25 protein-coding genes are annotated in these 24640 nt (G+C 60.3%); 19 read left to right on the top strand and 6 right to left on the bottom strand.

What is annotated here, in order from left to right:
• Window positions 1-21 precede the first annotated feature (21 nt).
• The 3 genes from ehuD to ehuB form a co-directional block, all read right to left on the bottom strand.
• Window positions 22-678: an ectoine/hydroxyectoine ABC transporter permease subunit EhuD gene (gene ehuD / locus EI969_RS26930; RefSeq protein WP_160390389.1), complete on the bottom strand. Its 657-nt coding sequence runs from the start codon at window positions 676-678 to the stop codon at window positions 22-24.
• Window positions 675-1334, bottom strand: a complete 660-nt coding sequence (ehuC, locus tag EI969_RS26925; RefSeq protein ID WP_110658949.1) for an ectoine/hydroxyectoine ABC transporter permease subunit EhuC — start codon at window positions 1332-1334, stop codon at window positions 675-677. The genes ehuD and ehuC overlap by 4 nt, the downstream gene beginning before the upstream one ends.
• A 75-nt stretch (window positions 1335-1409) precedes the next feature.
• Entirely contained in the window at window positions 1410-2264 is an 855-nt protein-coding gene (ehuB, locus tag EI969_RS26920; protein ID WP_160390388.1) for an ectoine/hydroxyectoine ABC transporter substrate-binding protein EhuB, read from the bottom strand.
• A 291-nt stretch (window positions 2265-2555) separates the two neighbouring features.
• Here ehuB and EI969_RS26915 point away from each other — a divergent pair, with 291 nt between their 5' ends.
• From EI969_RS26915 to EI969_RS26880, 8 genes are all read left to right on the top strand, one after another.
• Window positions 2556-3950: a PLP-dependent aminotransferase family protein gene (locus EI969_RS26915; RefSeq protein WP_160390450.1), complete on the top strand. Its 1395-nt coding sequence runs from the start codon at window positions 2556-2558 to the stop codon at window positions 3948-3950.
• A gap of 106 nt (window positions 3951-4056) precedes the next feature.
• The gene (gene eutB, locus EI969_RS26910) at window positions 4057-5028 is read left to right on the top strand and encodes a hydroxyectoine utilization dehydratase EutB (RefSeq protein ID WP_160390387.1); all 972 of its coding nucleotides are present in this window, start codon (window positions 4057-4059) and stop codon (window positions 5026-5028) included.
• Window positions 5029-5064: 36 nt separating this feature from the next.
• Window positions 5065-6057 (top strand): ectoine utilization protein EutC, encoded by a 993-nt coding sequence (eutC, locus tag EI969_RS26905; RefSeq protein WP_160390386.1) that lies wholly within the window; start codon window positions 5065-5067, stop codon window positions 6055-6057.
• A gap of 42 nt (window positions 6058-6099) precedes the next feature.
• Window positions 6100-7290 (top strand): ectoine hydrolase DoeA, encoded by a 1191-nt coding sequence (gene doeA, locus EI969_RS26900; RefSeq protein WP_160390385.1) that lies wholly within the window; start codon window positions 6100-6102, stop codon window positions 7288-7290.
• 3 nt (window positions 7291-7293) lie between these two features.
• Window positions 7294-8295 carry a N(2)-acetyl-L-2,4-diaminobutanoate deacetylase DoeB gene (gene doeB, locus EI969_RS26895; protein WP_160390384.1) on the top strand — a complete coding sequence of 334 codons (1002 nt, stop codon included), beginning with the start codon at window positions 7294-7296 and terminating at the stop codon, window positions 8293-8295.
• 45 nt (window positions 8296-8340) lie between these two features.
• Entirely contained in the window at window positions 8341-8820 is a 480-nt protein-coding gene (locus tag EI969_RS26890; protein ID WP_160390383.1) for an Lrp/AsnC family transcriptional regulator, read from the top strand.
• Between the two features lie 139 nt (window positions 8821-8959).
• Window positions 8960-10432 (top strand): NAD-dependent succinate-semialdehyde dehydrogenase, encoded by a 1473-nt coding sequence (locus EI969_RS26885; RefSeq protein ID WP_160390382.1) that lies wholly within the window; start codon window positions 8960-8962, stop codon window positions 10430-10432.
• 22 nt (window positions 10433-10454) lie between these two features.
• Complete coding sequence (locus EI969_RS26880; protein WP_160390381.1) at window positions 10455-11840, top strand: aspartate aminotransferase family protein; 1386 nt, start codon at window positions 10455-10457, stop codon at window positions 11838-11840.
• A gap of 227 nt (window positions 11841-12067) precedes the next feature.
• Here the strand turns inward: EI969_RS26880 and EI969_RS26875 are convergent, their stop codons facing one another.
• The gene (locus EI969_RS26875; RefSeq protein ID WP_150715511.1) at window positions 12068-12502 is read right to left on the bottom strand and encodes a YhcB family protein; all 435 of its coding nucleotides are present in this window, start codon (window positions 12500-12502) and stop codon (window positions 12068-12070) included.
• Between the two features lie 144 nt (window positions 12503-12646).
• On the opposite strand from EI969_RS26875, the gene EI969_RS26870 reads away from it, so the two are divergent.
• The 3 genes from EI969_RS26870 (at window position 12647) to zapE (ending at window position 15841) form a co-directional block, all read left to right on the top strand.
• On the top strand, window positions 12647-13276 hold the full coding sequence (locus tag EI969_RS26870; RefSeq protein WP_160390380.1) for an alpha/beta hydrolase: 630 nt from the start codon (window positions 12647-12649) through the stop codon (window positions 13274-13276).
• A 24-nt stretch (window positions 13277-13300) separates the two neighbouring features.
• On the top strand, window positions 13301-14656 hold the full coding sequence (locus EI969_RS26865; protein WP_160390379.1) for a tryptophan--tRNA ligase: 1356 nt from the start codon (window positions 13301-13303) through the stop codon (window positions 14654-14656).
• Between the two features lie 90 nt (window positions 14657-14746).
• The gene (zapE, locus tag EI969_RS26860) at window positions 14747-15841 is read left to right on the top strand and encodes a cell division protein ZapE (protein ID WP_033047639.1); all 1095 of its coding nucleotides are present in this window, start codon (window positions 14747-14749) and stop codon (window positions 15839-15841) included.
• Between the two features lie 174 nt (window positions 15842-16015).
• Here the strand turns inward: zapE and EI969_RS26855 are convergent, their stop codons facing one another.
• Complete coding sequence (locus EI969_RS26855) at window positions 16016-17011, bottom strand: GlxA family transcriptional regulator (RefSeq protein ID WP_160390378.1); 996 nt, start codon at window positions 17009-17011, stop codon at window positions 16016-16018.
• A gap of 146 nt (window positions 17012-17157) precedes the next feature.
• Between EI969_RS26855 and EI969_RS26850 the strand changes: the two genes are divergently transcribed.
• Window positions 17158-18294 (top strand): acyl-CoA dehydrogenase family protein, encoded by a 1137-nt coding sequence (locus EI969_RS26850; protein ID WP_160390377.1) that lies wholly within the window; start codon window positions 17158-17160, stop codon window positions 18292-18294.
• Window positions 18295-18392: 98 nt separating this feature from the next.
• Here the strand turns inward: EI969_RS26850 and EI969_RS26845 are convergent, their stop codons facing one another.
• Complete coding sequence (locus EI969_RS26845) at window positions 18393-19433, bottom strand: NADP(H)-dependent aldo-keto reductase (protein WP_150715505.1); 1041 nt, start codon at window positions 19431-19433, stop codon at window positions 18393-18395.
• Window positions 19434-19678: 245 nt separating this feature from the next.
• On the opposite strand from EI969_RS26845, the gene rplM reads away from it, so the two are divergent.
• The 7 genes from rplM to EI969_RS26810 all read left to right on the top strand — a co-directional run bounded on the left by rplM (window position 19679) and on the right by EI969_RS26810 (window position 24567).
• Window positions 19679-20107 carry a 50S ribosomal protein L13 gene (rplM, locus tag EI969_RS26840; RefSeq protein WP_019693576.1) on the top strand — a complete coding sequence of 143 codons (429 nt, stop codon included), beginning with the start codon at window positions 19679-19681 and terminating at the stop codon, window positions 20105-20107.
• Between the two features lie 14 nt (window positions 20108-20121).
• The gene (gene rpsI / locus EI969_RS26835) at window positions 20122-20514 is read left to right on the top strand and encodes a 30S ribosomal protein S9 (RefSeq protein WP_003228056.1); all 393 of its coding nucleotides are present in this window, start codon (window positions 20122-20124) and stop codon (window positions 20512-20514) included.
• A 268-nt stretch (window positions 20515-20782) separates the two neighbouring features.
• Window positions 20783-21376 carry a ubiquinol-cytochrome c reductase iron-sulfur subunit gene (gene petA, locus EI969_RS26830; RefSeq protein WP_160390376.1) on the top strand — a complete coding sequence of 198 codons (594 nt, stop codon included), beginning with the start codon at window positions 20783-20785 and terminating at the stop codon, window positions 21374-21376.
• Window positions 21376-22587: a cytochrome bc complex cytochrome b subunit gene (locus EI969_RS26825; protein WP_150727963.1), complete on the top strand. Its 1212-nt coding sequence runs from the start codon at window positions 21376-21378 to the stop codon at window positions 22585-22587. Before petA ends, EI969_RS26825 begins: the two co-directional genes overlap by 1 nt.
• Complete coding sequence (locus EI969_RS26820; protein ID WP_160390375.1) at window positions 22587-23369, top strand: cytochrome c1; 783 nt, start codon at window positions 22587-22589, stop codon at window positions 23367-23369. The genes EI969_RS26825 and EI969_RS26820 overlap by 1 nt, the downstream gene beginning before the upstream one ends.
• A gap of 150 nt (window positions 23370-23519) precedes the next feature.
• Entirely contained in the window at window positions 23520-24137 is a 618-nt protein-coding gene (locus EI969_RS26815) for a glutathione S-transferase N-terminal domain-containing protein (RefSeq protein WP_007972581.1), read from the top strand.
• 16 nt (window positions 24138-24153) lie between these two features.
• Window positions 24154-24567, top strand: coding sequence for a ClpXP protease specificity-enhancing factor (locus EI969_RS26810; protein WP_160390374.1), 414 nt, complete (start codon window positions 24154-24156; stop codon window positions 24565-24567).
• Window positions 24568-24640: the final 73 nt, after the last annotated feature.

The following is a 24640-nucleotide window of genomic DNA, read 5'->3' as shown; positions in this document are numbered from 1 at the left end:
AGGTCGAGAGTGGAGAAGTCATTAGCGTAGCTCCAGGCGCAGTTCGAGGCGCCGTACCAGATAAGCCAGGGCGATGCTCAGGGCGAGGAAAAACAGACCGACCATGGTGATCGGCTCCAGGTAGCGGAAGTTCTCGGAACCGATGTTCTTGGCCTGCTGCATGATTTCAACCACGGTGATGGCCGACAGCACCGGCGTGTCCTTGAGCATCGCCACCAGGTAGTTGCCCAGCGGCGGCAGGATCGGCCGCAAGGCCTGGGGCAGGATGATGTTGCGGTAGGCGCTGTACGGCGCGATGTTCAGCGCGGTCACCGCTTCCCACTGCGCCCGCGGCACGGCATCGAGCCCGCCGCGATAGACCTCGGCGATGTAGCAGGCGTAATGCACGCCGATGCCGATGATGCCCACTTGCATGGCCGACATGCTGACGCCGTAGTTGGGCAGCACGTAGTAGAGGAAATACACCTGGATCAGCAGCGGTGTGCTGCGGATGAATTCGATCATCCCGGCGATCGGCCACGACAGCCAGTACAGGCGGCTGCGCCGGCCGATGGCGAGGAACAGCCCCAGCACGATGGCGATCAGGAAACCGATCAGGGTAATGCCCACGGTGTTGAGCGAAGCGCGCAGCAAGTCGGGGAGGATCTGCCAGGCATAAGTCCAGTCGAACAGGGTCATGACAGACCTCCACGCATCCGGCCGCGCGCCAGCCGACGCTCAATGCTGCGCATGCCGAGGTTGATCGCTTGCGCGAGGATGAAATACATCACCAGCGCCAGGCTGAAGATTTCCAAAGTCTGAAAGGTCGCCTGATCCAGTTGCCGAGCGCGAAAGCTCAGGTCGGACAAGGTGATCAGTGACACCAGCGAAGTGTTTTTCAGCAGTTCGATCAACAGGTTGGTGCCCGGCGGGATGGCCGCGAGCAAGGCCTGAGGCAGAATGATTCGGCGAAAGCGCTTGTAGCCGCTGAAGTTCAGAGCGGTCGCCGCTTCGTATTGACCCTTGGCCACGGAGCTGATCGCACCGCGCATCACCTCGGCGCCGTAGGCACCGATGTGCAGGCCAAGGCCGACGATGGCCACGCTGTAGGGGCTCAGTTCCAGATTGAACGGTGGCAGCGGCAACACGAAGAACAGCCAGAACAACTGCACCAGCAACGACGTGCCGCGAAACACTTCAATGTAGGCGACCGAGAACCAGCTCAGCGGCCGCCACGGCGACATGCGCCCCAGCGCCGCCAGAATGGCCGCGACGATCGCCAGGATCGAGCCGAAGAAGGTCACCTGGAGCGTGACCCAGGCGCCTTGTATCAAAAGCGGAAGTAATTCACCCATTGTTCACACCTGCATGGTTCAACATCCGGAGTCAGCAGGGATAGGCATCGCGCCGCAGCGCCATGCCTGCCTCGACTATTGAGCGCAGAGCTCGGCAGCCGTTTTGCTGGTCACGTTGGATTTGTCGAAGCCGAACGGGGCGACCGTCTTGAGGTGCTCTTCGGAGCCCAGCCACTTTTTCAGTTCGGCGTTGACCGCATCCCGCAGGTCCTTGTCTTCCGGGCGGAAGGCGAGGGCGCCGTAACCGGTATGCGACGGGTCATCCTTGAATTCGGTGACCGCTTCGACCTTTTCACCACCCTTGGCAGCCAGGCCTTTCATGGTCAATTGGGTGCCCACGGCGGCATCGGCGCGACCGGCGCGCACGGCTTGCAACTGCGCGGTGGTGTCCGGCACCTGGAGGATTTGTGCGTCCTTCACCCCGGAATCCCGTGCGTATTTCAAGTTGACCGTGCCGGCCATGATCGCCAGTTTCACATCCGGGTTCTTGGCGATGTCTTCATAGCTGTGCAGGTTTTTCGGGTTGCCTTTGGCGGTCAGGAGGGCGTCGGGCAACTGGTACTGCGGATCGGTGAAGATGACTTGCTTGCAGCGTTCGGGCGTGATGTACATGCCCGCGGCAATCACGTCGAAACGCCCGGCGCGCAGGCCCGGGATCAGCGAACCCCACTCGGTCAGCACGCCATCGACTTGCTTGATGCCCATTTTGGCGAAGATGACTTTGGCGATTTCCGGCGATTCACCGGTGACCCGGCCATCGGTCTCGGTAAAGGCGAACGGGGTTTCGTTGGCGTAGCCGATGCGGATGCTGCTGTTTTTCGTAATGGTTTCCAGCGTCGTGGCGTGGGCGCTGACGGCCAGGCCGAACATCGCACAAGCCACGAACAGGTGACGCAAGACATGGGGAGTGCGGGGAATGGAATTGCTCATCGATAAAATCTCCTGTTTCTTGTGGACCCGTCGTTGACGGCTCTGTGGTAGGAGGCAGTGTGACAAGAGCAAAGCGTACGAGAGCCGTTGTCCTGTTGAGCCGAAGCTTGGGGGCACAGTTCCGGTACAGGTCGATTGGTTGTTATTGGCGGCAGGTTCAGCAGCCTGTGCATCGACCCTGTACCGAGCATACAAAAGCCCTGCGCCACATTGCATTGCACTAGGACAATTGCTTTGCACAGGTTCTCGCGGGATGCTGTCGGCACTGGCAAACACGTGGGTTCGGCGCTGATGGACAAGTGGAAGGCAGCATTGGAAATCGCCCGCAGCGGCGAGTCGAAATACAAGATCCTGGTCCAGGCGATCGCCGACGATATCGAGCAGGGCGTACTGGCCAATGATCAGCGGTTGCCACCGCAACGTAATGTTGCCGACGCCATGGGCATCAGTGTGCAAACCGTCACCAATGCCTACAAGGAGCTCGAGCGCCAGGGCCTGGTCAGGTGTGAGGTCGGGCGCGGCAGTTTTGTCTCGCGGCGAATGAGCGACCGGGTCGCCACTTATATTCTCGACAGCCCTGAACGGGCGCTGGTGGATTTTTCCATCACACGGATCATGCACACCCGAGAGCATGATCAGTTCTGGCGCGAAACCTGTCGCGAACTCAGCACCGAAGAGGATCAACCCTGGATTCACGCATTTCGCCCGATTGCCGGTTTTGAGTCGCACCGTGAAGCGGCAATGCACTGGATCGCGCGGCAAGGCCTGCGGGTCGAGCGCGACGACATCCTGATCACCAACGGCGCCGCCCACGGAATTTTCCTGGCGTTGGCATCCCTTGCCGGCCCGGATGATGTGGTGCTTTGCGAAGGCTTGACCGACCACGGCGTGATCGGCAATTCCCAGGTGCTGGGGTTTACCCTCAAGGGCCTGGAAATGGACCGCTACGGCATCGACCCGGAACATTTCGAGGACATGTGCAGCAATGAGCGGATCACCGCGCTGGTCTGCACACCGAACCTCAACAACCCGACCACCAGCCTGATGCCGGACAACCGTCGGCGCGAAATAGCCGAGATTGCCCGGCGCTTCGGCGTGCACATCATCGAAGACGACGTCTACGGGCCGCTGCTCGATGAGCGCCGCGCACCGCCGATCAGCCATTACCTGCCGGAGCTGTCGTTCTATTGCACCAGCATGACCAAGTCAGTGCTCACCGGTTTGCGCGTCGGTTACCTGGTGATGCCCAAGCGTCTGGCGCTGCGCACCGAAAGCATTTTGCGGGTTAACAGCTGGATGGCCACGCCCATGGTGTCGGAAATCGCCACGCGCTGGATTCGCGACGGGCGCGCCGACACGCTGGTGGAGTTGCAACGCAAGTTATTGGGCGGGCGTCAGGCGATGGTCAGCGAATACCTTGGCGAATACCTGCTTGGCCAGCATCCGCATGCCTTGAATGCCTGGATCGGCATTCCCCCGCACTGGGAGGTCGACAGCCTGGTGCGCGCACTACGGCACAAGCATATTGCGGTCACTTCGCCCGACCCGTTCACCGTGCGCGGCACGCCGCGGCCACGGGCGGTGCGAGTGTGCGTCGGTGCCGAATGCAGTGACGAGGAAATGCGCGATGCGCTGATCGGCATGCGCGAGATCTTCGGCCAGTACCCGCAAATCCATGACTTTTGAAGTGAAAAAAAGACGCCGAAATTTTGTCGACTAAATTGCCCTAGTACATTCAGCGCGACAATCCAGCCCTCTTAGACTGCGCCCAATACCTCTTCGGGATGCGGTCATGTCAGCGCTACAGCTCAACGATATTTACCTCGCCCGCCAGCGCATCGCAGCGTTGGTCCGGTGTACGCCCATGGAGCATTCGCCCAGCCTGTCGCGGCATGTGGGCGTGCCGGTGTACCTCAAGCTCGAATCCCAGCAAATCACCGGCAGCTTCAAGTTGCGCGGCGCGAGCAATGCCGTGGCGCAGCTCAGTGCCGCGCAGAAGGCACGTGGCGTGGTCGCCGCGTCGACCGGCAATCATGGCCGGGCGCTCGCTTACGCCGCATCGCAAAACGGCGTGAAGGCGACGATTTGCCTGTCGCACCTGGTGCCGGGCAACAAGGTCCAGGCCATTCGCGATCTTGGCGCTGATGTGCGCATCGTCGGCCAGTCCCAGGATGACGCCCAGCGTGAAGCCGAGCGCATTGCCCATGAGCAAGGCGCAACGCTGCTGCCACCGTTCGACCACCCGGCGATCATCGCCGGGCAAGGCACGCTGGGGCTGGAAATCCTTGAACAGCAGCCGGGCGTCGCCCATGTGCTGGTGCCGTTGTCCGGCGGCGGTCTGTTCGCCGGCGTGGCGCTGGCGCTGAAAAGTGCCAACCCGCAGATCGTCACCCACGGCATCAGCATGCAACGCGGCGCGGCCATGCACGCCAGTCTTGCGGCCGGGCGTGCCGTGGAAGTCGAAGAGTTGCCGACCCTGGCTGACTCGCTTGGCGGCGGCATCGGCCTGGACAACCGTTTCACCTTTGCCATGACCCGCGATACCTGCGATCACCTGCATCTGCTCAGCGAAGCCTCCATCGCCAATGCGATCCGTCACGCCTACCGCGAAGAGCGCCTGGTGCTGGAAGGGGCGGCGGCGGTGGGGATTGCCGCGCTGCTCGAAGGCTTGATCGAGCCGCGCGGGCCGGTCGTGGTGGTGGTCAGCGGACGCAACGTCGATATCGATCAGCACCTGCGCGTGCTGACCGGCGCCGATGCATGAATTCCCAGAATAACGACTCAATGGAGTGCCGCGTTGATGAGTGAAATCACCTTGTTGAGCGAAGCCGATCTGCGTGCCTGCGTAGCGCTGGATCTGCCGAGCATCGAAGCCATCGAGCAGGCCTTCGTGCTGCTCGCCACTGCCGCTGTGGCCATGCCGCCGATCCTGCGCCTGGACATTCCTGAACATAACGGTGAAGTGGACGTGAAGACCGCCTACTTGCCGGGCCTGGAGCGCTTTGCGATCAAGGTCAGCCCGGGTTTTTTCGACAACCCGAAAATCGGTTTGCCGAGCCTCAACGGCATGATGATGTTGCTGTCCGCGCGCACCGGTCTGCTCGATGCCTTGCTGCTGGACAACGGCTACCTGACCGCCGTGCGTACAGCGGCGGCCGGGGCCGTGGCGGCGCGGGCGCTGTCGCGGCAAGACAGCCGCAGCGTGGCGCTGATCGGTGCCGGTGAGCAGGCCGCGTTGCAACTGCAAGCCCTGCGCCTGGTGCGGCCGATCGACAGCGTGCGGGTCTGGGCGCGGGACACCGCCAAGGCGCAGGCCTTCAGTGTCGAGCTGGCTCGCGACAGTGGCCTGGCGGTCAAGCCGTGCACGAGCATCGATGAGGCCATGGCCGATGTCGACATCGCAATCACCTGTACGCCGAGTCGCGAGCCGTTGATCGATGTGCGCCATTTGCACCCCGGCCTGCACATCACCGCCATGGGCTCGGACGCCGAGCACAAGAACGAAATTTCCCCCCGTGCGCTGGCGCAGGTCGACCGCTACGTGGCCGATCGCTTGAGCCAGACGCGCATCCTCGGCGAGCTGCATCACGCCCTCGCGGCGGGCGTGGTCAGCGGCGAATCGGGCTTCGCAGAACTCGGCCAGGTGCTGGCCGGCCAACGGCCCGGTCGCACGGATTCAACGCAAATCACCTTGTGTGACCTCACCGGTACCGGTGCCCAGGACACGGCCATGGCCAACCTGGCCTTCGAGCGTGCGCGCTCGGCGGGCAAAGGTTTTCAGTTCGGCAGTTAAACCGTTTTTTCATCCGTGCGTCATTTATCAGAGGGCATGTGCATGTCTCAGATAGTCGTCAATCTTCCGTTCCGGCGGGAGGAATACGCCCAGCGTCTGGCCAAGGTGCGAGCGGCCATGCAGGCGCAGGGCATCGAGCTGTTGCTGGTCACCGATCCGTCGAACATGGCCTGGCTGACAGGCTATGACGGTTGGTCGTTCTACGTTCATCAATGCGTGCTGCTGGCCCTCGATGGCGAACCGGTGTGGTTCGGGCGCGGCCAGGACGCCAACGGTGCCCGGCGCACGGTGTTCATGCAGCCAGAGAACATCGTCGGTTACCCGGACATCTACGTGCAGTCGCGGGAACGCCATCCCATGGATTACCTGTCGCGTGAGGTGATCAGCGTCCGGGGCTGGGATGCGCTGACCATCGGCGTGGAGATGGACAACTATTACTTCAGCGCCGCCGCGTTCCTGTCGCTGCAGAAAAACCTGCCGAAGGCCCGATTGATCGACGCGGTCGGGCTGGTGAACTGGCAGCGGGCGGTCAAGTCGCCGCAGGAAATCGCCTACATGCGCATCGCCGCGCGCATCGTCGAAAAGATGCACGGGCGGATCCTCGAACGGATCGAACCGGGCATGCGTAAAAACGAACTGGTGGCGGAAATCTACAGCAGCGGCATCCTCGGTGCGGACGGCCACGGCGGCGATTATCCGGCCATCGTGCCGCTGTTGCCGACGGGGGCGGATGCCAGTGCGCCGCACCTGACCTGGGATGATTCACCCTTCGAAAAGGGCGCCGGCACCTTCTTTGAAATCGCCGGTTGCTACAAGCGTTATCACTGCCCGTTGTCGCGCACGATCTACCTGGGCAAGCCGCCGCAGCACTTCCTCGATGGCGAGAAAGCCGTGGTCGAAGGCATTGCCGCCGGGCTTGAAGCCGCAAAACCCGGCAATACCACCGGCGACATCGCCGTGGCGTTTTTCAAGGTGCTGGAGAAGTTCGGTATCCACAAGGACAGTCGCTGCGGCTACCCGATCGGTATCAGTTATCCACCGGATTGGGGCGAGCGCACCATGAGCCTGCGTCCCGGCGACACCAGTGTGTTGCAACCGGGCATGACGTTCCACTTCATGCCGGGCCTGTGGATGGATGACTGGGGGCTGGAAATCACCGAGAGCATTCTGATCACCGAAACCGGCGTCGAGACGTTGTGCAATGTGCCGCGCCAATTGTTCGTGAAGGATTGAGCCATGAGTGAACTGCCAGACAACCCGATCAGCGCCACGGTGGATTTCAGCCGCGAAGGCGTGCAGCACGGTTTTCTCAAACTGCCGTATTCCCGGGACGATTCCGCCTGGGGCGCGGTGATGATCCCGGTCACGGTGATCCAGCGCGGCCAGGGACCGACCGCGCTGCTCACCGGCGGTAATCACGGTGACGAATACGAAGGCCCGGTGGCGCTGAGCAAGCTGGCGCAAAGCCTGACGGCTGCCGACGTCAGCGGACGGGTGATCATCGTTCCGTTCATGAACACCCCGGCGTTCCACGCCGGGCGGCGGACCTCGCCGATCGACAAGGGCAACCTCAACCGAAGTTTTCCCGGCAAGCCGGACGGTACGGTGACCGAGAAAATTGCGGATTATTTCACGCGCACTTTGCTACCTCTGGCCGACATCGTGCTGGACATCCACTCCGGTGGGCGCACCCTGGATTTCTTGCCGTTCGCCGCGTGTCATGTACTGCCGGACAAACAGCAACAGGCGCAATGCGAGGCCGGCGTGCGCGCGTTCAATGCGCCGTACAGCATGCGCATGCTCGAACTCGATGCCGGGGCGATGTACGACACCGCCGCCGAGTCCCAGGGCAAAGTCTTCGTCACGACCGAGTTGGGCGGCGGCGGTTCATCCACGGCGCGCAGCGTGGCGATAGCCGAGCGCGGGGTACGTAATCTGCTGGTGCATGCTGGGATTCTTGAAGGCGAAGTGCAGACGGCGCCGTCGATCATGCTCGACATGCCCGACGGCGATTGCTTCATCGCCAGCGAGCACGACGGCCTGCTGGAAATGTGCCGCGACCTGGGCGATAACGTGAACAAGGGCGACGTGATCGCCCGCGTCTACGACGCCACCCGCAGCGGCGTTGCTCCGGTGGAATACCGCGCGGCGCGCAGCGGTTTGCTGGCGGCGCGGCATTTTCCGGGGTTGGTGGGGTGTGGCGATACCATTGCGGTGATCGCCGAAGTACTGACCTGACCACAATCCCACTGGGGCTCCTAAACATTCACGAGATCGCCACCCATGCACAAACTCGATCGCTATGACCTGAAAATCCTGCGAATCCTCGCTGACGACGGGCGTATCACCAAGTCGAGCCTGGCCGAGGCGATCAATCTTTCGGTGACCCCGGCCTGGGAGCGTGTGCGCAAGCTCGAAGCCCTCGGATTGATCAAGGGCTATCGCGCGCAGATCGACTGGAACGCGGTGTTCAAAAGTCAGCAAGTTCTGGTGGAAATCACCCTGGCCCGGCACACCGCGCAGGACATGCGCCGCTTCGAACAGCGCATGACCGAGGCGCCCGAAGTCGCCTTCTGCTATGCCACCGGTGGCGGCGTCGACTACATGGCGATGATCCAGGCTCCGGACATCGATTATTACCAGCGCTTCATCGACCAACTGCTGCTCGACGACCTGGGCATCGAACGCTACTTCACCTACATCGTCACCAAAACCATCAAGACCGGCGGCGCCTTGCCGGCGGAACTCTCTCAAGATTCCTGAGCACGCCGAAAACCGCAAAATCCGCTGTTCACCCCATCCCAATCAGAAAAAACCACCTGCCGCACCCCATCCAAACGCCAAATCCCCAGGGCCCGGCTGCCCTAGCATGGTTCCACGCACACGGATTGGAGTGAACGCCATGAGCTACAAACATCCACTGCTGTTCAAGGCCCTTTGCTACATCGACGGCCATTGGGTCCACAGCGACAGCGGCCACAGCATCGCGGTGCATAACCCTGCGGATCAAAAACTGATCGGCCATGTACCAATGCTCGATCAACCGCAGATCGTCGCCGCCGTCGATGCCGCGCACCGCGCGTTCGCCGACTGGCGCGAACAAAGCCTGGAGGCACGCGGCGTGATTCTGCGGCGCTGGGCGGCATTGATTCTTGAGCATCAGGAAGACCTGGCGTGGATTCTCAGCCTGGAGCAGGGCAAGTCCCTGGCCGAGTCCCGTGGCGAAATCGCCTACGCCGCCAGTTTCATTCCGTGGTTCGCCGAAGAGGCCCGGCGCCTCTACGGGCAAAACATTCCCAGCCACATTCCCGGTGCGCACCTGGGCACGGTCAAGGAACCGGTCGGCGTTTGTGCATTGCTGACCCCGTGGAATTTCCCCTCGGCCATGATCACCCGCAAAGCCGCCGCCGCCCTGGCCGCCGGTTGCACGGTGGTGATCAAGCCGGCCCATGAAACACCGTACTCGGCGTTCGCCTTGGCGCAACTCGCCGAGGAAGCAGGTTTCCCGGCCGGTGTGTTCAACGTGGTGTTGGGCGAGCCGCAGATGGCCATGCAAACCCTGGTGCAGGACAGCCGCGTGCGTTCGGTGAGTTTCACCGGTTCGACCCGTGTCGGTAAGTTGGTGCTGCAAGCAGCGGCTCAGGACGTGAAAAAGGTTGCGCTGGAATTGGGCGGCAATGCGCCGTTCATTGTCTGTGCCGATGCCGACCTTGAGCTGGCGGTGAAAGTCGCGGTGGCGGCGAAGTTCCAGACCTCGGGCCAGGATTGCTGCGCGGCAAACCGCATCATGGTCGAACGATCGGTTTATCCGCAGTTTCTCAAGCGCTTTGCCGTTGCCGTGCGTGAGCTGAAGGTCGGTCCGGCCATGATCGGCGATCGCGAGCAGCAGGTCGATGTCGGCCCGTTGATGCATCAGGCGGCCTTCGATGTCACCGCCGAACGTGTCGCCGATGCCTTGCAGCAGGGCGCGCAACGACTGGTGGGTGGGGAGGCTCACGCCCTTGGCGGCTTGTTTTACCAGCCAACGGTGCTGGCCGACGTCACGCCGCAGATGCGCATCTACCGCGAGGAAAATTTCGCGCCGATTGCCGGGGTGATGCCGTTCGACACCCTCGATCAGGCCGTCGAGATGGCCAACGACACCGAATACGGTCTGGCCGCCTACATTTGCTCCAATCGCCTGGACCTGATCTACCCGCTGATCCGCCGGCTCGACCACGCCATGGTCGCCGTCAATGGCGTCAAGTTCACCGGCCATCCGATCCCGTTCGGTGGCATGAAAGCCTCGGGGCTGGGCCGTGAAGGCGGCACCGAAGGCTTCGAAGCCTTTGTCGAAACCAAATACTTTTGTCTGCATCATCAAGGCCAGTTCTAAGGCCAGTTCTCAGGAGATTGCCATGAACCAAGAACTCGACTCGCTGTTCGAACAAGACCGTGCGCACTTCATGCACCCTTCGACTCACGCCCATGACCACGCCAGCGGCGCACTCAAGGGCCGCATCATCACGGGCGCCTCGGGCATCCGCATCCGCGATCACGAAGGCCGCGAACTGATCGACGCCTTCGCGGGCCTGTACTGTGTGAACATCGGTTACGGCCGCACCGAAGTCGCTGACGCGATCTACAGGCAAGCCAAGGAACTGGCCTACTACCACACTTACATGGGGCACTCGACCGAGGCGATCATCGAGCTGTCGAGCCGCATCATCGACTGGGCGCCAGAAGGGATGAAGAAGGTCTACTACGGCCTCTCCGGTTCCGACGCCAATGAAACCCAGATCAAACTGGTGCGCTACTACAACAACGTGCTGGGGCGTCCGCAGAAGAAGAAAATCATCTCCCGCGATCGCGGTTATCACGGCTCGGGCATCATGACCGGCAGCCTGACCGGCCTGCCGAGCTTCCATCAGCATTTCGACCTGCCGGCCGAAGGCATTAAGCACACCGTATGCCCGCACTGGTATCGCAAGGCACCGACCGGCGTGGATGAAACGGCGTTCGTACGCTACTGCGCCGATGAGCTGGAAAAAATGATCCTCGCCGAAGGCCCGGACACCGTTGCCGCCTTCATCGGCGAGCCATTGATGGGCACCGGCGGCATCATCGTTCCACCGGCCGGTTACTGGGCGGCGATCCAGGCAGTGCTGAACAAGTACGATGTGCTGCTGATCGCTGATGAGGTGGTCTGCGCTTTCGGTCGCCTGGGCTCGAAGATGGGCAGCCAGCGTTACGGCATGCGCCCGGACCTGATCACCACGGCCAAAGGCCTGACCAGCGCTTATGCGCCTTTGTCGGCGGTGATCGTCGGTGAAAAGGTCTGGGACGTGATCGAAAAGGCTTCCGAGTCCCAGGGCGCCATGGGCCATGGCTGGACCTACTCCGGGCACCCGATCTGCGCGGCGGCGGCCTTGGCCAACCTCGACATCCTGGAGCGGGAAAACCTCACGGCCAACGCCGACAAGGTCGGTGCCTATCTCAATCGGCGCATGCGCGAAACCCTCGAAGGCCATCCGCTGGTGGGCGAAGTGCGCGGTGACGGCATGCTCGCGGCGGTCGAGTTCATGGCTGATCGTGAACAGCGCACGCCATTCGATGCCGCCCTGAAGGTCGGTCCCAAAGTCTCGGCGGCGTGCCTGGAGCGCGGCATGATCGCCCGGGCGATGCCCCATGGCGACATCCTTGGTTTTGCACCGCCGCTGGTCCTGACCGAGGCTGAAGCGGACCTGATTGTCGGCATCACCAAGGACGCGATCGATCAGGTGGCGGGGGAGGTTTTGGGGTAAGTCATTCGGCCGCAGCTTTTTGTGTCGTGAGTTCCGGCCCTATCGCGAGCAAGCTCGCTCCCACAGTGATTGATGTCGTACGCAACATCTGTGTTCAACAAATAACCCTGTGGGAGCGAGCTTGCTCGCGATAGGGCCAGTACGGGCACATAAGCAACTGGATCAGAATCAAAAAAGCCCCCGGACAAATGAATGTCCGGGGGCTTTTTACATCGCGCGAAACCTGATTACTTCTTCAGGCCGTAATGCTCATCGAGCATGCCTGGCGAGTTCGGGGTTTTGGGGGCGTAGTCACGAGGCGGCTCCTGATCGCGCGGGGGCGTCAGGCGTTCCCGCGGAGCCTGCGCCGCATCGGCGTGCAGGGAGGCCAGCAGGCGTTGGCGAGTCTGCTCGTCCAGGGCCAGGCGGTTGGCACCCTCGGCGAGATGATCCTGCACTTCCTGATAGCTCGCAGTCAGTTTCTTGACCAGTGTCGCGGTGCTATTGAAGTGGGTCACCACTTCGTTCTGATAACTATCGAAACGTTCCTGAATATCGTCCAGCTGACGTTGAGTGCTGCTAGGCGCGGCATTCGGCGCAAGGCGAGCGATCAGAAACCCAATGGCGACACCCACAACCAGGGCAAGAGTCGGCAACAACCAAACTAAGAGCGAGTGTTCCACGAGTCCTTCCTCTATAAACGGCTTTGCTTTACGTTAACGGCTCGAACCTGCGCTGTATACCGCGATTCACTCGCAATAGACAGGCACAGACAATTTGCTAGACGAGTCGACCCGATTCGAGGTCACGGAGTTCCTTCCTTGCTTATGCGTGAAACCCCTGTAGTGATTGATGGCCCGGTGGGTCAACTGGAAGCACTGTACCTGGACAACGAGCAGCCTCGCGGCCTGGCGCTCATCTGCCATCCAAACCCGGTGCAGGGCGGCACCATGCTCAACAAAGTGGTATCGACCCTGCAGCGCACCGCGCGCGACGCCGGACTGATTACCCTGCGCTTCAACTATCGTGGCGTCGGTGCCAGCGAAGGCACCCACGACATGGGCACCGGTGAAGTCGATGATGCCCAGGCAGTCGCCGAATGGTTTCGCGCCAAACACCCGCAATTGCCGCTAACCCTGTTCGGTTTCTCCTTCGGTGGATTTGTTGCAGCAAGTCTCGGCGGACGCCTGGAAGCGCAGGGCGAACAGCTCAAGCACCTGTTCATGGTCGCACCGGCGGTCATGCGCCTGGGCGATCAGGATCAGTTGCCGCAACAGGGCGATCTGACCCTGATCCAGCCGGAAACCGACGAAGTGATCGATCCGCAGCTGGTTTACCAATGGTCCGACAAGCTCGAACGTCCCCATGAGCTGCTGAAAGTGGCAGAATGCGGACACTTTTTTCATGGCAAGCTGACCGATCTCAAGGATCTGATCCTGCCGCGTCTCTCGAATTGATTGCAGTCTGACAAGCGATTACCCATGACGACTCGTACCCGTATCCTCACCGGCATCACCACCACCGGCACGCCGCACCTGGGCAACTACGCCGGCGCCATCCGCCCGGCGATCGTCGCCAGCCGTGACAGCAATGCCGATTCGTTCTACTTCCTGGCCGACTACCACGCCCTGATCAAGTGCGACGACCCGCTGCGCATCCAGCGCTCGCGTCTGGAAATCGCCGCGACCTGGCTGGCCGGTGGCCTGGATGTCGACCGTGTGACCTTCTACCGCCAGTCCGACATCCCGGAAATCCCCGAGCTGACCTGGCTGCTGACCTGCGTCGCCGCCAAGGGCCTGCTAAACCGCGCCCATGCCTACAAGGCTTCGGTGGACAAGAACGTCGAGACCGGCGAAGACCCGGATGCCGGCATCACCATGGGCCTGTACAGCTACCCGGTGCTGATGGCCGCGGACATCCTGATGTTCAATGCGCACAAGGTGCCGGTCGGTCGTGACCAGATCCAGCACGTGGAAATGGCCCGCGACATCGGTCAGCGCTTCAACCACCTGTTTGGCCAGGGCAAAGAGTTCTTCACCATGCCCGAGGCGTTGATCGAAGAGAGCGTCGCCACGTTGCCGGGCCTGGATGGCCGCAAGATGTCGAAAAGCTACGACAACACCATTCCGCTGTTCTCCAGCGCCAAGGAAATGAAGGACGCGATTTCGCGGATCGTCACCGACTCCCGCGCGCCAGGTGAAGCCAAGGATCCTGATAACTCGCACCTGTTCACCCTGTTCCAGGCATTCGCCACCCCGGCGCAGGCCGATGAGTTCCGCAGCGAATTGTTGCAGGGCCTGGGTTGGGGCGAGGCGAAGAATCGTCTGTTCCAGCTGCTCGACAACGAATTGGGCGAATCCCGCGAGCGTTATAACCAGTTGATCGAGCGTCCGGCGGATCTGGAAGACATCCTGCAACACGGTGCGAAAAAAGCCCGTGCGGTAGCGACGCCGTTCCTCAACGAACTGCGTGAAGCCGTGGGCCTGCGCTCCTTCGTTGCCCAGACCCAAGTGGCGGCGGCGACCAAGAAGAAGGCCGCGAAAGCCGCACGTTTTGTCAGCTTCCGCGAGGACGACGGCAGCTTCCGTTTCCGTTTGCTGGCGGCCGATGGCGAACAGCTGCTGCTGTCGCGCAACTTCGCCGACGGCAAGACCGCCGGTCAGGTGACCAAGCAACTGCAATCGGGTCAGCCACTGGACGTGCGCAGTGAAGCGCTGAACTTCAGCGTCTGGCTCGAAGGCGAGTGCGTTGCCGACAGCCCGGCCTTCGCCGACAGCACCGCACGCGACGCGGCTATCGAAGCCTTGCGCATCGCCCTGACACCGGTTCAGGAATAAACAACGGCCCGGCCCGACCAAGGGCCGATTGCCATTCCTCGGGGCCGTCGCTACAGTGTCGGCCCGTTTTTGTTGCCTTGCTAACGAATTATGACGCCCCTAGAACGATATCAAGCTGATCTGAAACGCCCGGAATTCTTCCACGACGCCGCGCAGGAAACTGCCGTGCGTCATTTGCAGCGCCTGTACGACGACCTGGTCGCGGCCGAGCAAAACAAACCGGGCCTGCTGGGCAAGCTGTTTGGCAAGAAGGATCAGACCCCGGTCAAGGGCCTGTATTTCTGGGGCGGCGTAGGTCGCGGCAAGACCTACCTGGTCGACACCTTCTTCGAAGCGCTGCCGTTCAAGGAAAAGTCCCGTACGCACTTCCACCGCTTCATGAAGCGTGTGCACGAAGAGATGAAAACCCTGGGCGGCGAGAAAAACCCGCTGACCATCATCGCCAAGCGCTTCGCCACCGAAGCCCGGGTGATCTGCTTCGATGAATTCTTCGTTTCCGATATCACCGACGCCATGATCCTTGGCACTCTCATGGAAGAGCTGTTCAAGAACGGCGTGACCCTGGTCGCAACGTCGAACATCGTGCCGGACGGTCTGTACAAGGACGGCCTGCAACGCGCGCGTTTCCTGCCGGCCATTGCGCTGATCAAGCAGAATACCGAGATCGTCAACGTCGACAGCGGCGTCGACTATCGCCTGCGTCACCTCGAACAGGCCGAGCTGTTCCACTATCCGCTCGACGAAGCTGCCAACGAAAGCCTGCGCAAGAGCTTCCGCGCGCTGACGCCGGAATGCACGGCGGCGGTCGAAAATGACGTGCTGATGATCGAAAACCGCGAAATCCGTGCCCTGCGCACCTGCGACGACGTGGCCTGGTTCAACTTCCGCGAGCTGTGCGACGGCCCGCGCAGCCAGAACGACTACATCGAACTGGGCAAGATCTTCCACGCCGTGTTGCTCAGCGATGTCGAGCAGATGAGCGTCACCACCGACGACATCGCCCGACGCTTCATCAACATGGTCGACGAGTTCTACGACCGTAACGTGAAGCTGATCATTTCCGCCGAAGTCGAGCTTAAAGACCTGTACACAGGTGGCCGCCTGAACTTCGAGTTCCAGCGTACCTTGAGTCGTCTGCTGGAAATGCAATCCCACGAATTCCTGGCTCGGGCGCACAAGCCGTAGGACATTTCGGAAAATCAAAAAGGCCTGCTATTGCAGGCCTTTTTTTGCACAAAAACGCCCGTCATCGCAATCCCTGTAGGAGCCGGCTTGCTGGCGAAGAACGATTACACGGTTTGCCTGTTCAGCCGCGGTGTCTGAATCGCCAGCAAGCCGGCTCCTACAATTGATTTGAGCCTACGCCGCCTGCTGAAACTGCTGCCGGTACTGATTCGGCGACAACTCCGTGTGCTGGCGGAACAGTCGCGCAAAGAAGCTCGCATCGTCATAGCCGACTTCGTAACTGATGGTCTTGATGCTCTTGCGGCTGCCGGACAGCAAGCCCTTGGCGGTTTCGATGCGCAGGCGCTGCAGGTAATGCAGCGGCTTGTCACCGGTGGCGGTCTGGAAGCGGCGCATGAAGTTGCGGATGCTCATGCCGTGTTCACGGGCAACGTCTTCGAAGCGGAACTTGTCAGCGAAGTGTTCTTCGAGCCAGTGCTGGATTTGCAGGATGATCACGTCCTGGTGCAGTTTCTGGCCGCCAAAACCGATGCGTCCTGGTGAGTAGCTGCGCTGCACCTCATACAGAATGTCCCGGGCCACGGCCTGGGACACATTGGCGCCACAGAAGCGCTCGATCAGGTAAATGTACAGATCGCACGCAGAGGTGGTGCCGCCTGCGCAGTACAGGTTGTCGGCGTCGGTCAGGTGCTTGTCCTGATTGAGTTGCACCTGGGGGAAGCGTTCGGCGAAAGCATTGAAGAAGCGCCAGTAGGTGGTTGCTTCCTTGCCATTGAGCAGCCCGGCTTCGGCCAGCCAGAACACACCGGTGGCTTCGCCGCACAGTACGGCACCGCGCGCATGCTGTTGGCGCAGCCAGGGCAGGACTTGCGGGTAGCGTTTGCACAGGCTGTCGAAATCGTCCCAGAACGCGGGAAGCACGATGATATCGGCGTTTTCCAGTCCGCCGTCCACCGGAATCATCACATCGCTGAAGGTGTTGACCGGTTTGCCATCGGGGCTGACCAGGCGGGTTTCGAACGCCGGTGTCAGGCCCTGGCCCAGCTGTTTGCCGTAGCGCAGGCTGGCGAGGTGGAAGAAATCCTTGGCTTGCAAGAGGGTGGAAGCGAAAACCCGGTCGATGGCCAGGATGCTGACGCGCCGCAATGGCGTGGAGGCTTGGTTAGACATAATTCAACTTTATTTTTATAGGGGGAAGTGGTCACCAGACGGCTGGATCGTCTTATTTTTTGTCGGATGTGTCCAGTGTCCTGTGTCGAAAGCGAGGCATAGTCTCTGAAGGTCAACTCCTTCTAAAAACAAAGAAAAGGTGCCGCATGATCCCCAGAACCCTGTTCAGTTCCGAGCACGAGCTCTTTCGCGACAGCGTGCGCACGTTCCTCGAAAAAGAGGCGGTGCCGTTCCATGGGCAATGGGAAAAACAGGGCTATATCGACCGCAAGCTGTGGAACAAGGCAGGGGAGGCGGGGATGCTGTGCTCGCACTTGCCGGAAGAGTACGGCGGCCTGGGCGCGGACTTTCTCTACAGTGCGGTGGTGATCGAGGAAGTGGGGCGTTTGGGCCTGACCGGCATCGGTTTTTCCCTGCATTCGGACATCGTGGCGCCGTACATCCTGCATTACGGCAGTGAAGCGTTGAAGCACAAGTACCTGCCGAAACTGGTGTCCGGCGAGATGGTCACCGCGATCGCCATGACCGAGCCGGGCGCCGGTTCTGATCTGCAAGGGGTGAAAACCACGGCTGTGCTCGATGGCGATGAATACGTGATCAATGGCTCCAAGACATTCATCACCAATGGTTACCTGGCCGATCTGGTGATCGTCGTCGCCAAGACCGATCCAAAGGCTGGCGCGAAGGGCACCAGTCTGTTTCTGGTGGAGGCCGACACACCAGGCTTTGACAAGGGCAAGCGTCTGGAGAAGGTCGGGATGAAAGCCCAGGACACCTCGGAGCTGTTCTTCCAGGACGTGCGTGTGCCCAAGGAAAACCTGCTGGGCCAGGCCGGGATGGGCTTTGCCTATCTGATGCAGGAGTTGCCCCAGGAGCGACTCACCGTGGCCATTGGCGGGCTGGCTTCAGCTGAAGCGGCGCTGCAGTGGACCCTGGACTACACCCGCGAGCGCAAGGCGTTCGGCAAGTCGATCGCGGATTTCCAGAATACCCGCTTCAAATTGGCCGAGATGGCCACGGAAATCCAGATCGGCCGGGTCTTCGTCGACCGCTGCCTGGAACTGCACCTGCAAGGCAAGCTCGACGTGCCGACCGCGGCGATGGCCAAGTACTGGGGCACCGACCTGCAATGCAAGGTGCTCGACGAGTGTGTGCAGTTGCACGGCGGTTATGGATTCATGTGGGAGTACCCGATCGCGCGGGCGTGGGCGGACGCGCGGGTGCAGCGGATTTATGCCGGGACCAATGAAATCATGAAGGAAATCATTGCGCGGTCGCTTTGATTTGCGGTGACGAGTGGCATGGTGAAGACAGTTGCTCCCACAGGTACGGCGTAATCCCTGTGGGAGCGGGCTTGCCCGCGATTGGGGTTATGAATCAATCAAGGCGCCGGGTTCGGATGATCCTTGTGAATTGCCTCGATCCCTTCCAGTACCTCCTCCGACAGCTTCAGGTCGAAACTGGCGATGTTGCTCTCCAGTTGTTCCATCGTGGTCGCGCCAATGATGTTGCTGGTCACGAACGGCTGCTGCGTCACGAACGCCAGGGCCATTTGCGCCGGGTCCAGGCCGTGTTCGCGGGCCAGGGCCACGTAACGGCTGCAGGCTGCTTCCGACTGCGGGTTGAAATAGCGGCTGAAGCGGCTGTAGAGGCTCAGGCGACCTTTTGGCGGGCGCGCGCCACCTTCGTACTTGCCTGACAGAAAACCGAACGCCAGCGGCGAATAGGCAAGCAGGCCGCACTGCTCGCGGATGGCGATTTCCGCCAGGCCGACTTCGAAGCTGCGGTTGAGCAGGTTGTACGGGTTCTGGATCGATACCGCACGCGGCCAGCCGCGGGCTTCGGCCAGGGCCAGGAAGCGCATGGTGCCCCAAGGTGTTTCATTGGACAGGCCGATGTGGCGGATCTTGCCGGCGCGGACCTGCTCGTCCAGCGCTTCGAGCGTGTCCTCCAGCGGGGTCAGGTTGGCTTCGGTCTGGTGCTTGTAGCCCAGCTGTCCGAAAAAGTTGGTGCTGCGCTCCGGCCAGTGCAGTTGGTACAGGTCGATATAGTCGGTTTGCAGGCGCTTGAGGCTGGCGTCCACCGCTTCAGTGATGTGCTGGCGGTTGTGACGCAGGTTTTTGTCGCGGATGTAGTCGATGGTGTTGCCGGGGCCGGCGATCTTGCTGGCCAGGATCCAGTCGGCGCGGTCACCGCGGCTCTTGAAGTAATTGCCGATGTAGCGTTCGGTGGTGGCGTAGGTTTCAGCCTTGGGTGGCACCGGGTACATCTCGGCGGTGTCGATGAAGTTGATCCCGGCGCTCTTGGCTCGCTCGATCTGGGCGAAGGCGTCTGCCTCGGTGTTTTGCTCGCCCCAGGTCATGGTTCCGAGGCAGATGGCGCTCACGTTCAGATTGGTTCGGCCTAGCTGGCGATAGTCCATCGGGTGCTCCTTGGGCAAAACAATCATAAAAGCAGGTTGAATTATTTTTCGCAATCTGCATAATTGCGCACCTCTTTCTGCAGTGGAAGTGATGCGCCGCCGCCGAAGAATCTTGCCGTTGAACGGACGCGCCGACCCGAGCCCCCGAAAGCGTCTGTATCCGGCTGCCTTTGACTTGTCAAAGTACGCACTATTCAGTAAGATCCGCCGTCTAATTTACAGGGCGGCCCCTGAGGCTATAAAGAATGAAGACTTTTACTGCTAAACCGGAAACAGTAAAGCGCGACTGGTTTGTCGTCGACGCTGCTGGTCAGACCCTGGGTCGTCTGGCCACCGAAATCGCGAGCCGTCTGCGTGGCAAGCACAAGCCTGAGTACACTCCTCACGTTGACACCGGCGACTACATCGTCGTAATCAACGCTGAGCAGATCCGTGTTACCGGTGCTAAAACCACTGACAAAATCTACTACTCCCACTCCGGTTTCCCGGGCGGCATCAAGTCGATCAACTTTGAAAAGCTGATCGCCAAGGCCCCTGAGCGCGTGATCGAGACCGCGGTAAAAGGCATGCTGCCTAAGAACCCGCTGGGTCGCGACATGTACCGTAAGCTGAAAGTCTATGCGGGCGCTGCACACCCACATACTGCTCAGCAGCCCCAAGAACTGAAGTTTTAACGGAATAGTACATTATGTCGGCGACTCAAAATTACGGCACTGGCCGTCGCAAGACCGCAACCGCACGCGTTTTCCTGCGTCCGGGTACTGGTAACATCTCCATCAACAACCGTTCGCTGGATAATTTCTTCGGCCGCGAAACTGCCCGCATGGTAGTTCGTCAGCCGCTGGAATTGACTGAGACTGTCGAGAAGTTCGACATCTACGTCACCGTGATCGGCGGTGGTGTGAGTGGTCAGGCTGGCGCAATCCGCCACGGCATCACTCGTGCTCTGATGGACTACGACGAGACTCTGCGCAGCGCCCTGCGTAAAGCCGGCTTCGTAACCCGCGATGCTCGTGAAGTTGAACGTAAGAAAGTCGGTCTGCGTAAAGCGCGTAAGCGTCCGCAGTACTCGAAGCGTTAATTCGCTTTCACGTTCAAAAAAGAACGCCCAGTTTCCTCACGGAGCTGGGCGTTTTTTTATGTCTGCGATTTATCAAAGAATTGCGCTGTGACAACTTGCCACATCCGCAGACGCCCTATACTACAAGGCTTGGGGGTGATGGGCTCCGGTAATTACCTTGTCAGAATTGGGGCTTTTCATTACCATTCGGCAAAATTTTTATAAGTACATAGTTTTACTTAGTAGATGCCTGATTTAACAGGCCACAAAGCTGATGGGAGAGGACTGAATGAGCAATGACGGCGTGAATACAGGCCGGCGTCGCTTCTTGGTAGCAGCCACATCCGTGGTGGGTGCTGCAGGAGCGGTGGGGGCTGCGGTCCCGTTCGTGGGGTCATGGTTTCCCAGTGCCAAGGCGAAAGCCGCAGGTGCACCGGTGAAAGTGAATGTCAGTAAAGTCGAGCCAGGCCAGCAGATGATTGCTGAATGGCGCGGCCAACCGGTGTTCATCGTCCGCCGTACACCGGAAATCCTGGGGAACCTGAAGAAGATCGAGGGCCAGCTCGCTGACCCGGACTCCAAGAGCTCGACACAACCGACTTACGTTGATCCCGAAACCCGTTCGATCAAGCCTGAGGTCCTGCTGCTGATCGGTATCTGCACGCACCTGGGTTGCTCGCCGACCTTCCGTCCTGAAGTGGCACCTGCGGATTTGGGTAAAGACTGGGTAGGCGGTTATTTCTGCCCTTGCCACGGTTCTCACTACGATCTGGCTGGCCGCGTCTACAAGTCGCAACCTGCGCCTTTGAACCTGCCAGTTCCCCCGCATTCCTATGAGACCGATGAGATCATTATCATTGGCGTCGATACGGAGAAAGCGTGATGAGCAAGTTCATGGATTGGGTTGATGCACGCTTTCCCGCGACCAAGATGTGGGAAGACCATCTCAGCAAGTATTACGCTCCGAAGAACTTCAACTTCTTCTACTTCTTTGGCTCCCTGGCGCTGCTCGTTCTGGTCAACCAGATCGTTACCGGCGTCTGGCTGACCATGAGCTACAACCCGTCGGCGGAAGAGGCGTTTGCTTCCGTCGAATACATCATGCGCGACGTCGAGTACGGCTCGATCCTGCGTCTGCTGCACTCCACCGGCGCTTCGGCGTTCTTCATCGTGGTCTATCTGCACATGTTCCGTGGCTTGCTCTACGGTTCGTACCAGAAGCCGCGCGAACTGGTGTGGGTCTTCGGCATGCTGATCTACCTGGCGCTGATGGCCGAAGCCTTCATGGGTTACCTGCTGCCGTGGGGCCAGATGTCCTACTGGGGTGCCCAGGTGATCATCTCGCTGTTCGGTGCGATCCCGGTCATCGGCAACGACCTGACCCAGTGGATTCGTGGTGACTACCTGATTTCCGGCATTACCCTGAACCGCTTCTTCGCCTTGCACGTGGTTGCCCTGCCGATCGTTATCCTGGGTCTGGTCGTGCTGCACATCCTGGCGTTGCATGAAGTGGGTTCGAATAACCCGGACGGCGTGGACATCAAGAAACACAAGGACGAAAACGGCATACCGCTGGACGGCATTGCCTTCCACCCGTACTACACCGTGAAAGATATCGTCGGCGTGGTGGTGTTCCTGTTCATCTTCTGTTCGATCGTGTTCTTCTTCCCGGAAATGGGCGGCTACTTCCTCGAGAAGCCTAACTTTGAAGTGGCGAACGCCTTCAAGACCCCAGAGCACATCGCTCCGGTCTGGTACTTCACCCCGTTCTACGCGATCTTGCGTGCGATTCCGGACAAGCTCCTGGGTGTTATCGCCATGGGCGCGGCCATTGCTGTGCTGTTCGTCCTGCCATGGCTGGACCGTAGTCCGGTCAAGTCGATGCGCTACAAGGGCTGGCTGAGCAAGATCTGGCTCTGGGTGTTCTGCATCTCGTTCGTGATCCTGGGCGTGTTGGGCGTATTGGCTCCAACCCCTGGCCGTACGTTGCTGTCGCAGGTATGTACTTTCCTGTACTTCGCCTACTTCATTCTGATGCCGTTCTACACCAGGCTCGAGAAGACCAAACCGGTTCCGGAAAGGGTGACTGGCTGATGAAAAAACTATTTGCTGTTTTGATGCTTGCTGCGCTGCCGGTGTTCGCTTTCGCAGCTGAACACGGTGGCCCCGAGCTTGAAAAAGTCGACATCGACGTTTCCGATAAAGCTGCCATGCAGGACGGCGCACGTACGTTCGCCAACTACTGCATGGGTTGCCACAGTGCCAAGTTCCAACGCTATGAGCGTGTTGCCGACGACCTGGGCATTCCCCATGAGTTGATGCTGGAGAAACTGGTATTCACCGGCGCCAAGATCGGCGACCACATGAGCATCGGCATGCAGCCGGCGGACGCCAAGACCTGGTTTGGCGCGGCCCCGCCGGACCTGACCCTGGTTGCCCGCGTTCGTGGTACCGACTGGCTCTATGGCTATCTGAAATCGTTCTACGAAGATCCGTCGCGCCCCTGGGGTGTGAACAACAAGGTTTTCCCGAACGTGGGTATGCCTAACGTCCTGGCCGGCCTGCAAGGTCGCCAGGTGGTTGGTTGCAAGCAGGTGCAGATCGTCGAAGACGGCAAGAAGCAATACGATCCGCTGACCGGCACGCCATTGACTCATGAAGCATGTGATCAACTGACCATCGTGCCGAAAAGCGGTGCCCTGACCGAAGAGCAGTTCGATGAGAAGGTCAAGAATCTGGTAACCTTCCTGGCTTACTCGGCTAACCCGGTTAAGCTGCAACATCAGCGCATCGGTACATACGTATTGTTGTACCTGGCGTTCTTCTTCGTATTTGCTTACCTACTCAAGCGCGAATACTGGAAAGACGTGCACTGATAAAGCTTCAAGCTATTGCTGTTAATCGCGCGCGCCCAAGGGCGCCTCTGAAGATGTAGCGAAACTGGTGATCCAGTCGCTGCGGGAGGCGCCCTCTGGGCGCGCTCGTTTTTGAGCTTTCGATAATTTCTACAAGCGAGGAGGATCGCCATGGGCGTGACCAATCGGTTGGCCTGTTACTCCGACCCCGCCGACCACTATTCCCACCGAGTGCGCATCGTACTGGCAGAGAAGGGTGTCAGCGCCGAGATCATTTACGTGGAAGCTGGACGCCAGCCGCCTAAACTGATTGAGGTGAACCCTTACGGCAGCTTGCCCACCCTGGTCGACCGCGACCTGGCGTTGTGGGAGTCGACTGTGGTGATGGAATATCTGGATGAGCGTTACCCGCACCCGCCGCTACTGCCGGTTTATCCCGTGGCGCGTGCCAACAGTCGCCTGCTGATACACCGCATTCAGCGGGACTGGTGTGGTCTGGTGGATCTGATTCTGGATTCGCGGACCAAGGAAGCAGCCCGTGCCGTTGCCCGCAAAGAACTGCGCGAAAGCCTGACGGGTGTGTCGCCACTGTTCGCCGACAAGCCGTTTTTCCTCAGCGAGGAACAAAGTCTGGTGGACTGCTGCCTATTGCCAATACTCTGGCGATTGCCGATTCTGGGTATAGAACTGCCGCGGCCAGCCAAGCCGCTGCTTGATTACATGGAGCGCCAGTTTGCGCGTGAGGCATTCCAGGCGAGTCTGTCTGGTGTCGAACGCGACATGCGCTAAGGCTTAAGGAGCCGCTATGAACTCCAGTCGACCTTATCTGGTCCGCGCGCTCTACGAGTGGATTGTGGACAACGATTGCACCCCGCACATGCTGGTCAATTCCGAGTATCCGTCGGTGCAGGTGCCTCAAGGCTTTGCCAGCGACGGGCAGATCGTTCTGAACGTTTCGCCGCAAGCCGTGCGCCATTTGCACATGGATAACGAGGCGGTCAGTTTCGAGGGGCGCTTTGGTGGCGTGCCGCACACCTTGTACGTGCCTGTTGCGTCGATCCTGGGTATCTACGCCCGGGAGAACGGCCAAGGCATGGTGTTCGATCTGGAATCGCCGATGGGCGAGGACGAAGAGATCGAGCCGGATGACGATCTTCCGCCACCGGACAGTGAACCGCCGCGTCCTAGCGGTCGACCCAGCCTGAAAGTGGTGAAGTAATAAAAAAGGCGATCCGCAAGGATCGCCTTTTTTATTACTGTAGGAGCCGGCTTGCCGGCGATGGCACCCTCAA

It is taken from the genome of Pseudomonas sp. PB101 (assembly GCF_009764265.1).
Lineage (GTDB): Bacteria > Pseudomonadota > Gammaproteobacteria > Pseudomonadales > Pseudomonadaceae > Aquipseudomonas.
The sequence above is the reverse complement of the archived record's forward strand: the minus strand, read 5'-3'. Positions and strand labels throughout refer to the sequence as shown.

Bases quoted from the DNA above. Each gene is read 5' to 3' on its own strand.
- ehuD (WP_160390389.1), bottom strand. From the start codon at position 678: ATGACCCTGTTCGACTGGACTTATGCCTGGCAGATCCTCCCCGACTTG.
- ehuC (WP_110658949.1), bottom strand. From the start codon at position 1,334: ATGGGTGAATTACTTCCGCTTTTGATACAAGGCGCCTGGGTCACGCTC.
- ehuB (WP_160390388.1), bottom strand. From the start codon at position 2,264: ATGAGCAATTCCATTCCCCGCACTCCCCATGTCTTGCGTCACCTGTTC.
- EI969_RS26915 (WP_160390450.1), top strand. From the start codon at position 2,556: ATGGACAAGTGGAAGGCAGCATTGGAAATCGCCCGCAGCGGCGAGTCG.
- eutB (WP_160390387.1), top strand. From the start codon at position 4,057: ATGTCAGCGCTACAGCTCAACGATATTTACCTCGCCCGCCAGCGCATC.
- eutC (WP_160390386.1), top strand. From the start codon at position 5,065: ATGAGTGAAATCACCTTGTTGAGCGAAGCCGATCTGCGTGCCTGCGTA.
- doeA (WP_160390385.1), top strand. From the start codon at position 6,100: ATGTCTCAGATAGTCGTCAATCTTCCGTTCCGGCGGGAGGAATACGCC.
- doeB (WP_160390384.1), top strand. From the start codon at position 7,294: ATGAGTGAACTGCCAGACAACCCGATCAGCGCCACGGTGGATTTCAGC.
- EI969_RS26890 (WP_160390383.1), top strand. From the start codon at position 8,341: ATGCACAAACTCGATCGCTATGACCTGAAAATCCTGCGAATCCTCGCT.
- EI969_RS26885 (WP_160390382.1), top strand. From the start codon at position 8,960: ATGAGCTACAAACATCCACTGCTGTTCAAGGCCCTTTGCTACATCGAC.
- EI969_RS26880 (WP_160390381.1), top strand. From the start codon at position 10,455: ATGAACCAAGAACTCGACTCGCTGTTCGAACAAGACCGTGCGCACTTC.
- EI969_RS26870 (WP_160390380.1), top strand. From the start codon at position 12,647: ATGCGTGAAACCCCTGTAGTGATTGATGGCCCGGTGGGTCAACTGGAA.
- EI969_RS26865 (WP_160390379.1), top strand. From the start codon at position 13,301: ATGACGACTCGTACCCGTATCCTCACCGGCATCACCACCACCGGCACG.
- zapE (WP_033047639.1), top strand. From the start codon at position 14,747: ATGACGCCCCTAGAACGATATCAAGCTGATCTGAAACGCCCGGAATTC.
- EI969_RS26855 (WP_160390378.1), bottom strand. From the start codon at position 17,011: ATGTCTAACCAAGCCTCCACGCCATTGCGGCGCGTCAGCATCCTGGCC.
- EI969_RS26850 (WP_160390377.1), top strand. From the start codon at position 17,158: ATGATCCCCAGAACCCTGTTCAGTTCCGAGCACGAGCTCTTTCGCGAC.
- EI969_RS26845 (WP_150715505.1), bottom strand. From the start codon at position 19,433: ATGGACTATCGCCAGCTAGGCCGAACCAATCTGAACGTGAGCGCCATC.
- rplM (WP_019693576.1), top strand. From the start codon at position 19,679: ATGAAGACTTTTACTGCTAAACCGGAAACAGTAAAGCGCGACTGGTTT.
- rpsI (WP_003228056.1), top strand. From the start codon at position 20,122: ATGTCGGCGACTCAAAATTACGGCACTGGCCGTCGCAAGACCGCAACC.
- petA (WP_160390376.1), top strand. From the start codon at position 20,783: ATGAGCAATGACGGCGTGAATACAGGCCGGCGTCGCTTCTTGGTAGCA.
- EI969_RS26825 (WP_150727963.1), top strand. From the start codon at position 21,376: ATGAGCAAGTTCATGGATTGGGTTGATGCACGCTTTCCCGCGACCAAG.
- EI969_RS26820 (WP_160390375.1), top strand. From the start codon at position 22,587: ATGAAAAAACTATTTGCTGTTTTGATGCTTGCTGCGCTGCCGGTGTTC.
- EI969_RS26815 (WP_007972581.1), top strand. From the start codon at position 23,520: ATGGGCGTGACCAATCGGTTGGCCTGTTACTCCGACCCCGCCGACCAC.
- EI969_RS26810 (WP_160390374.1), top strand. From the start codon at position 24,154: ATGAACTCCAGTCGACCTTATCTGGTCCGCGCGCTCTACGAGTGGATT.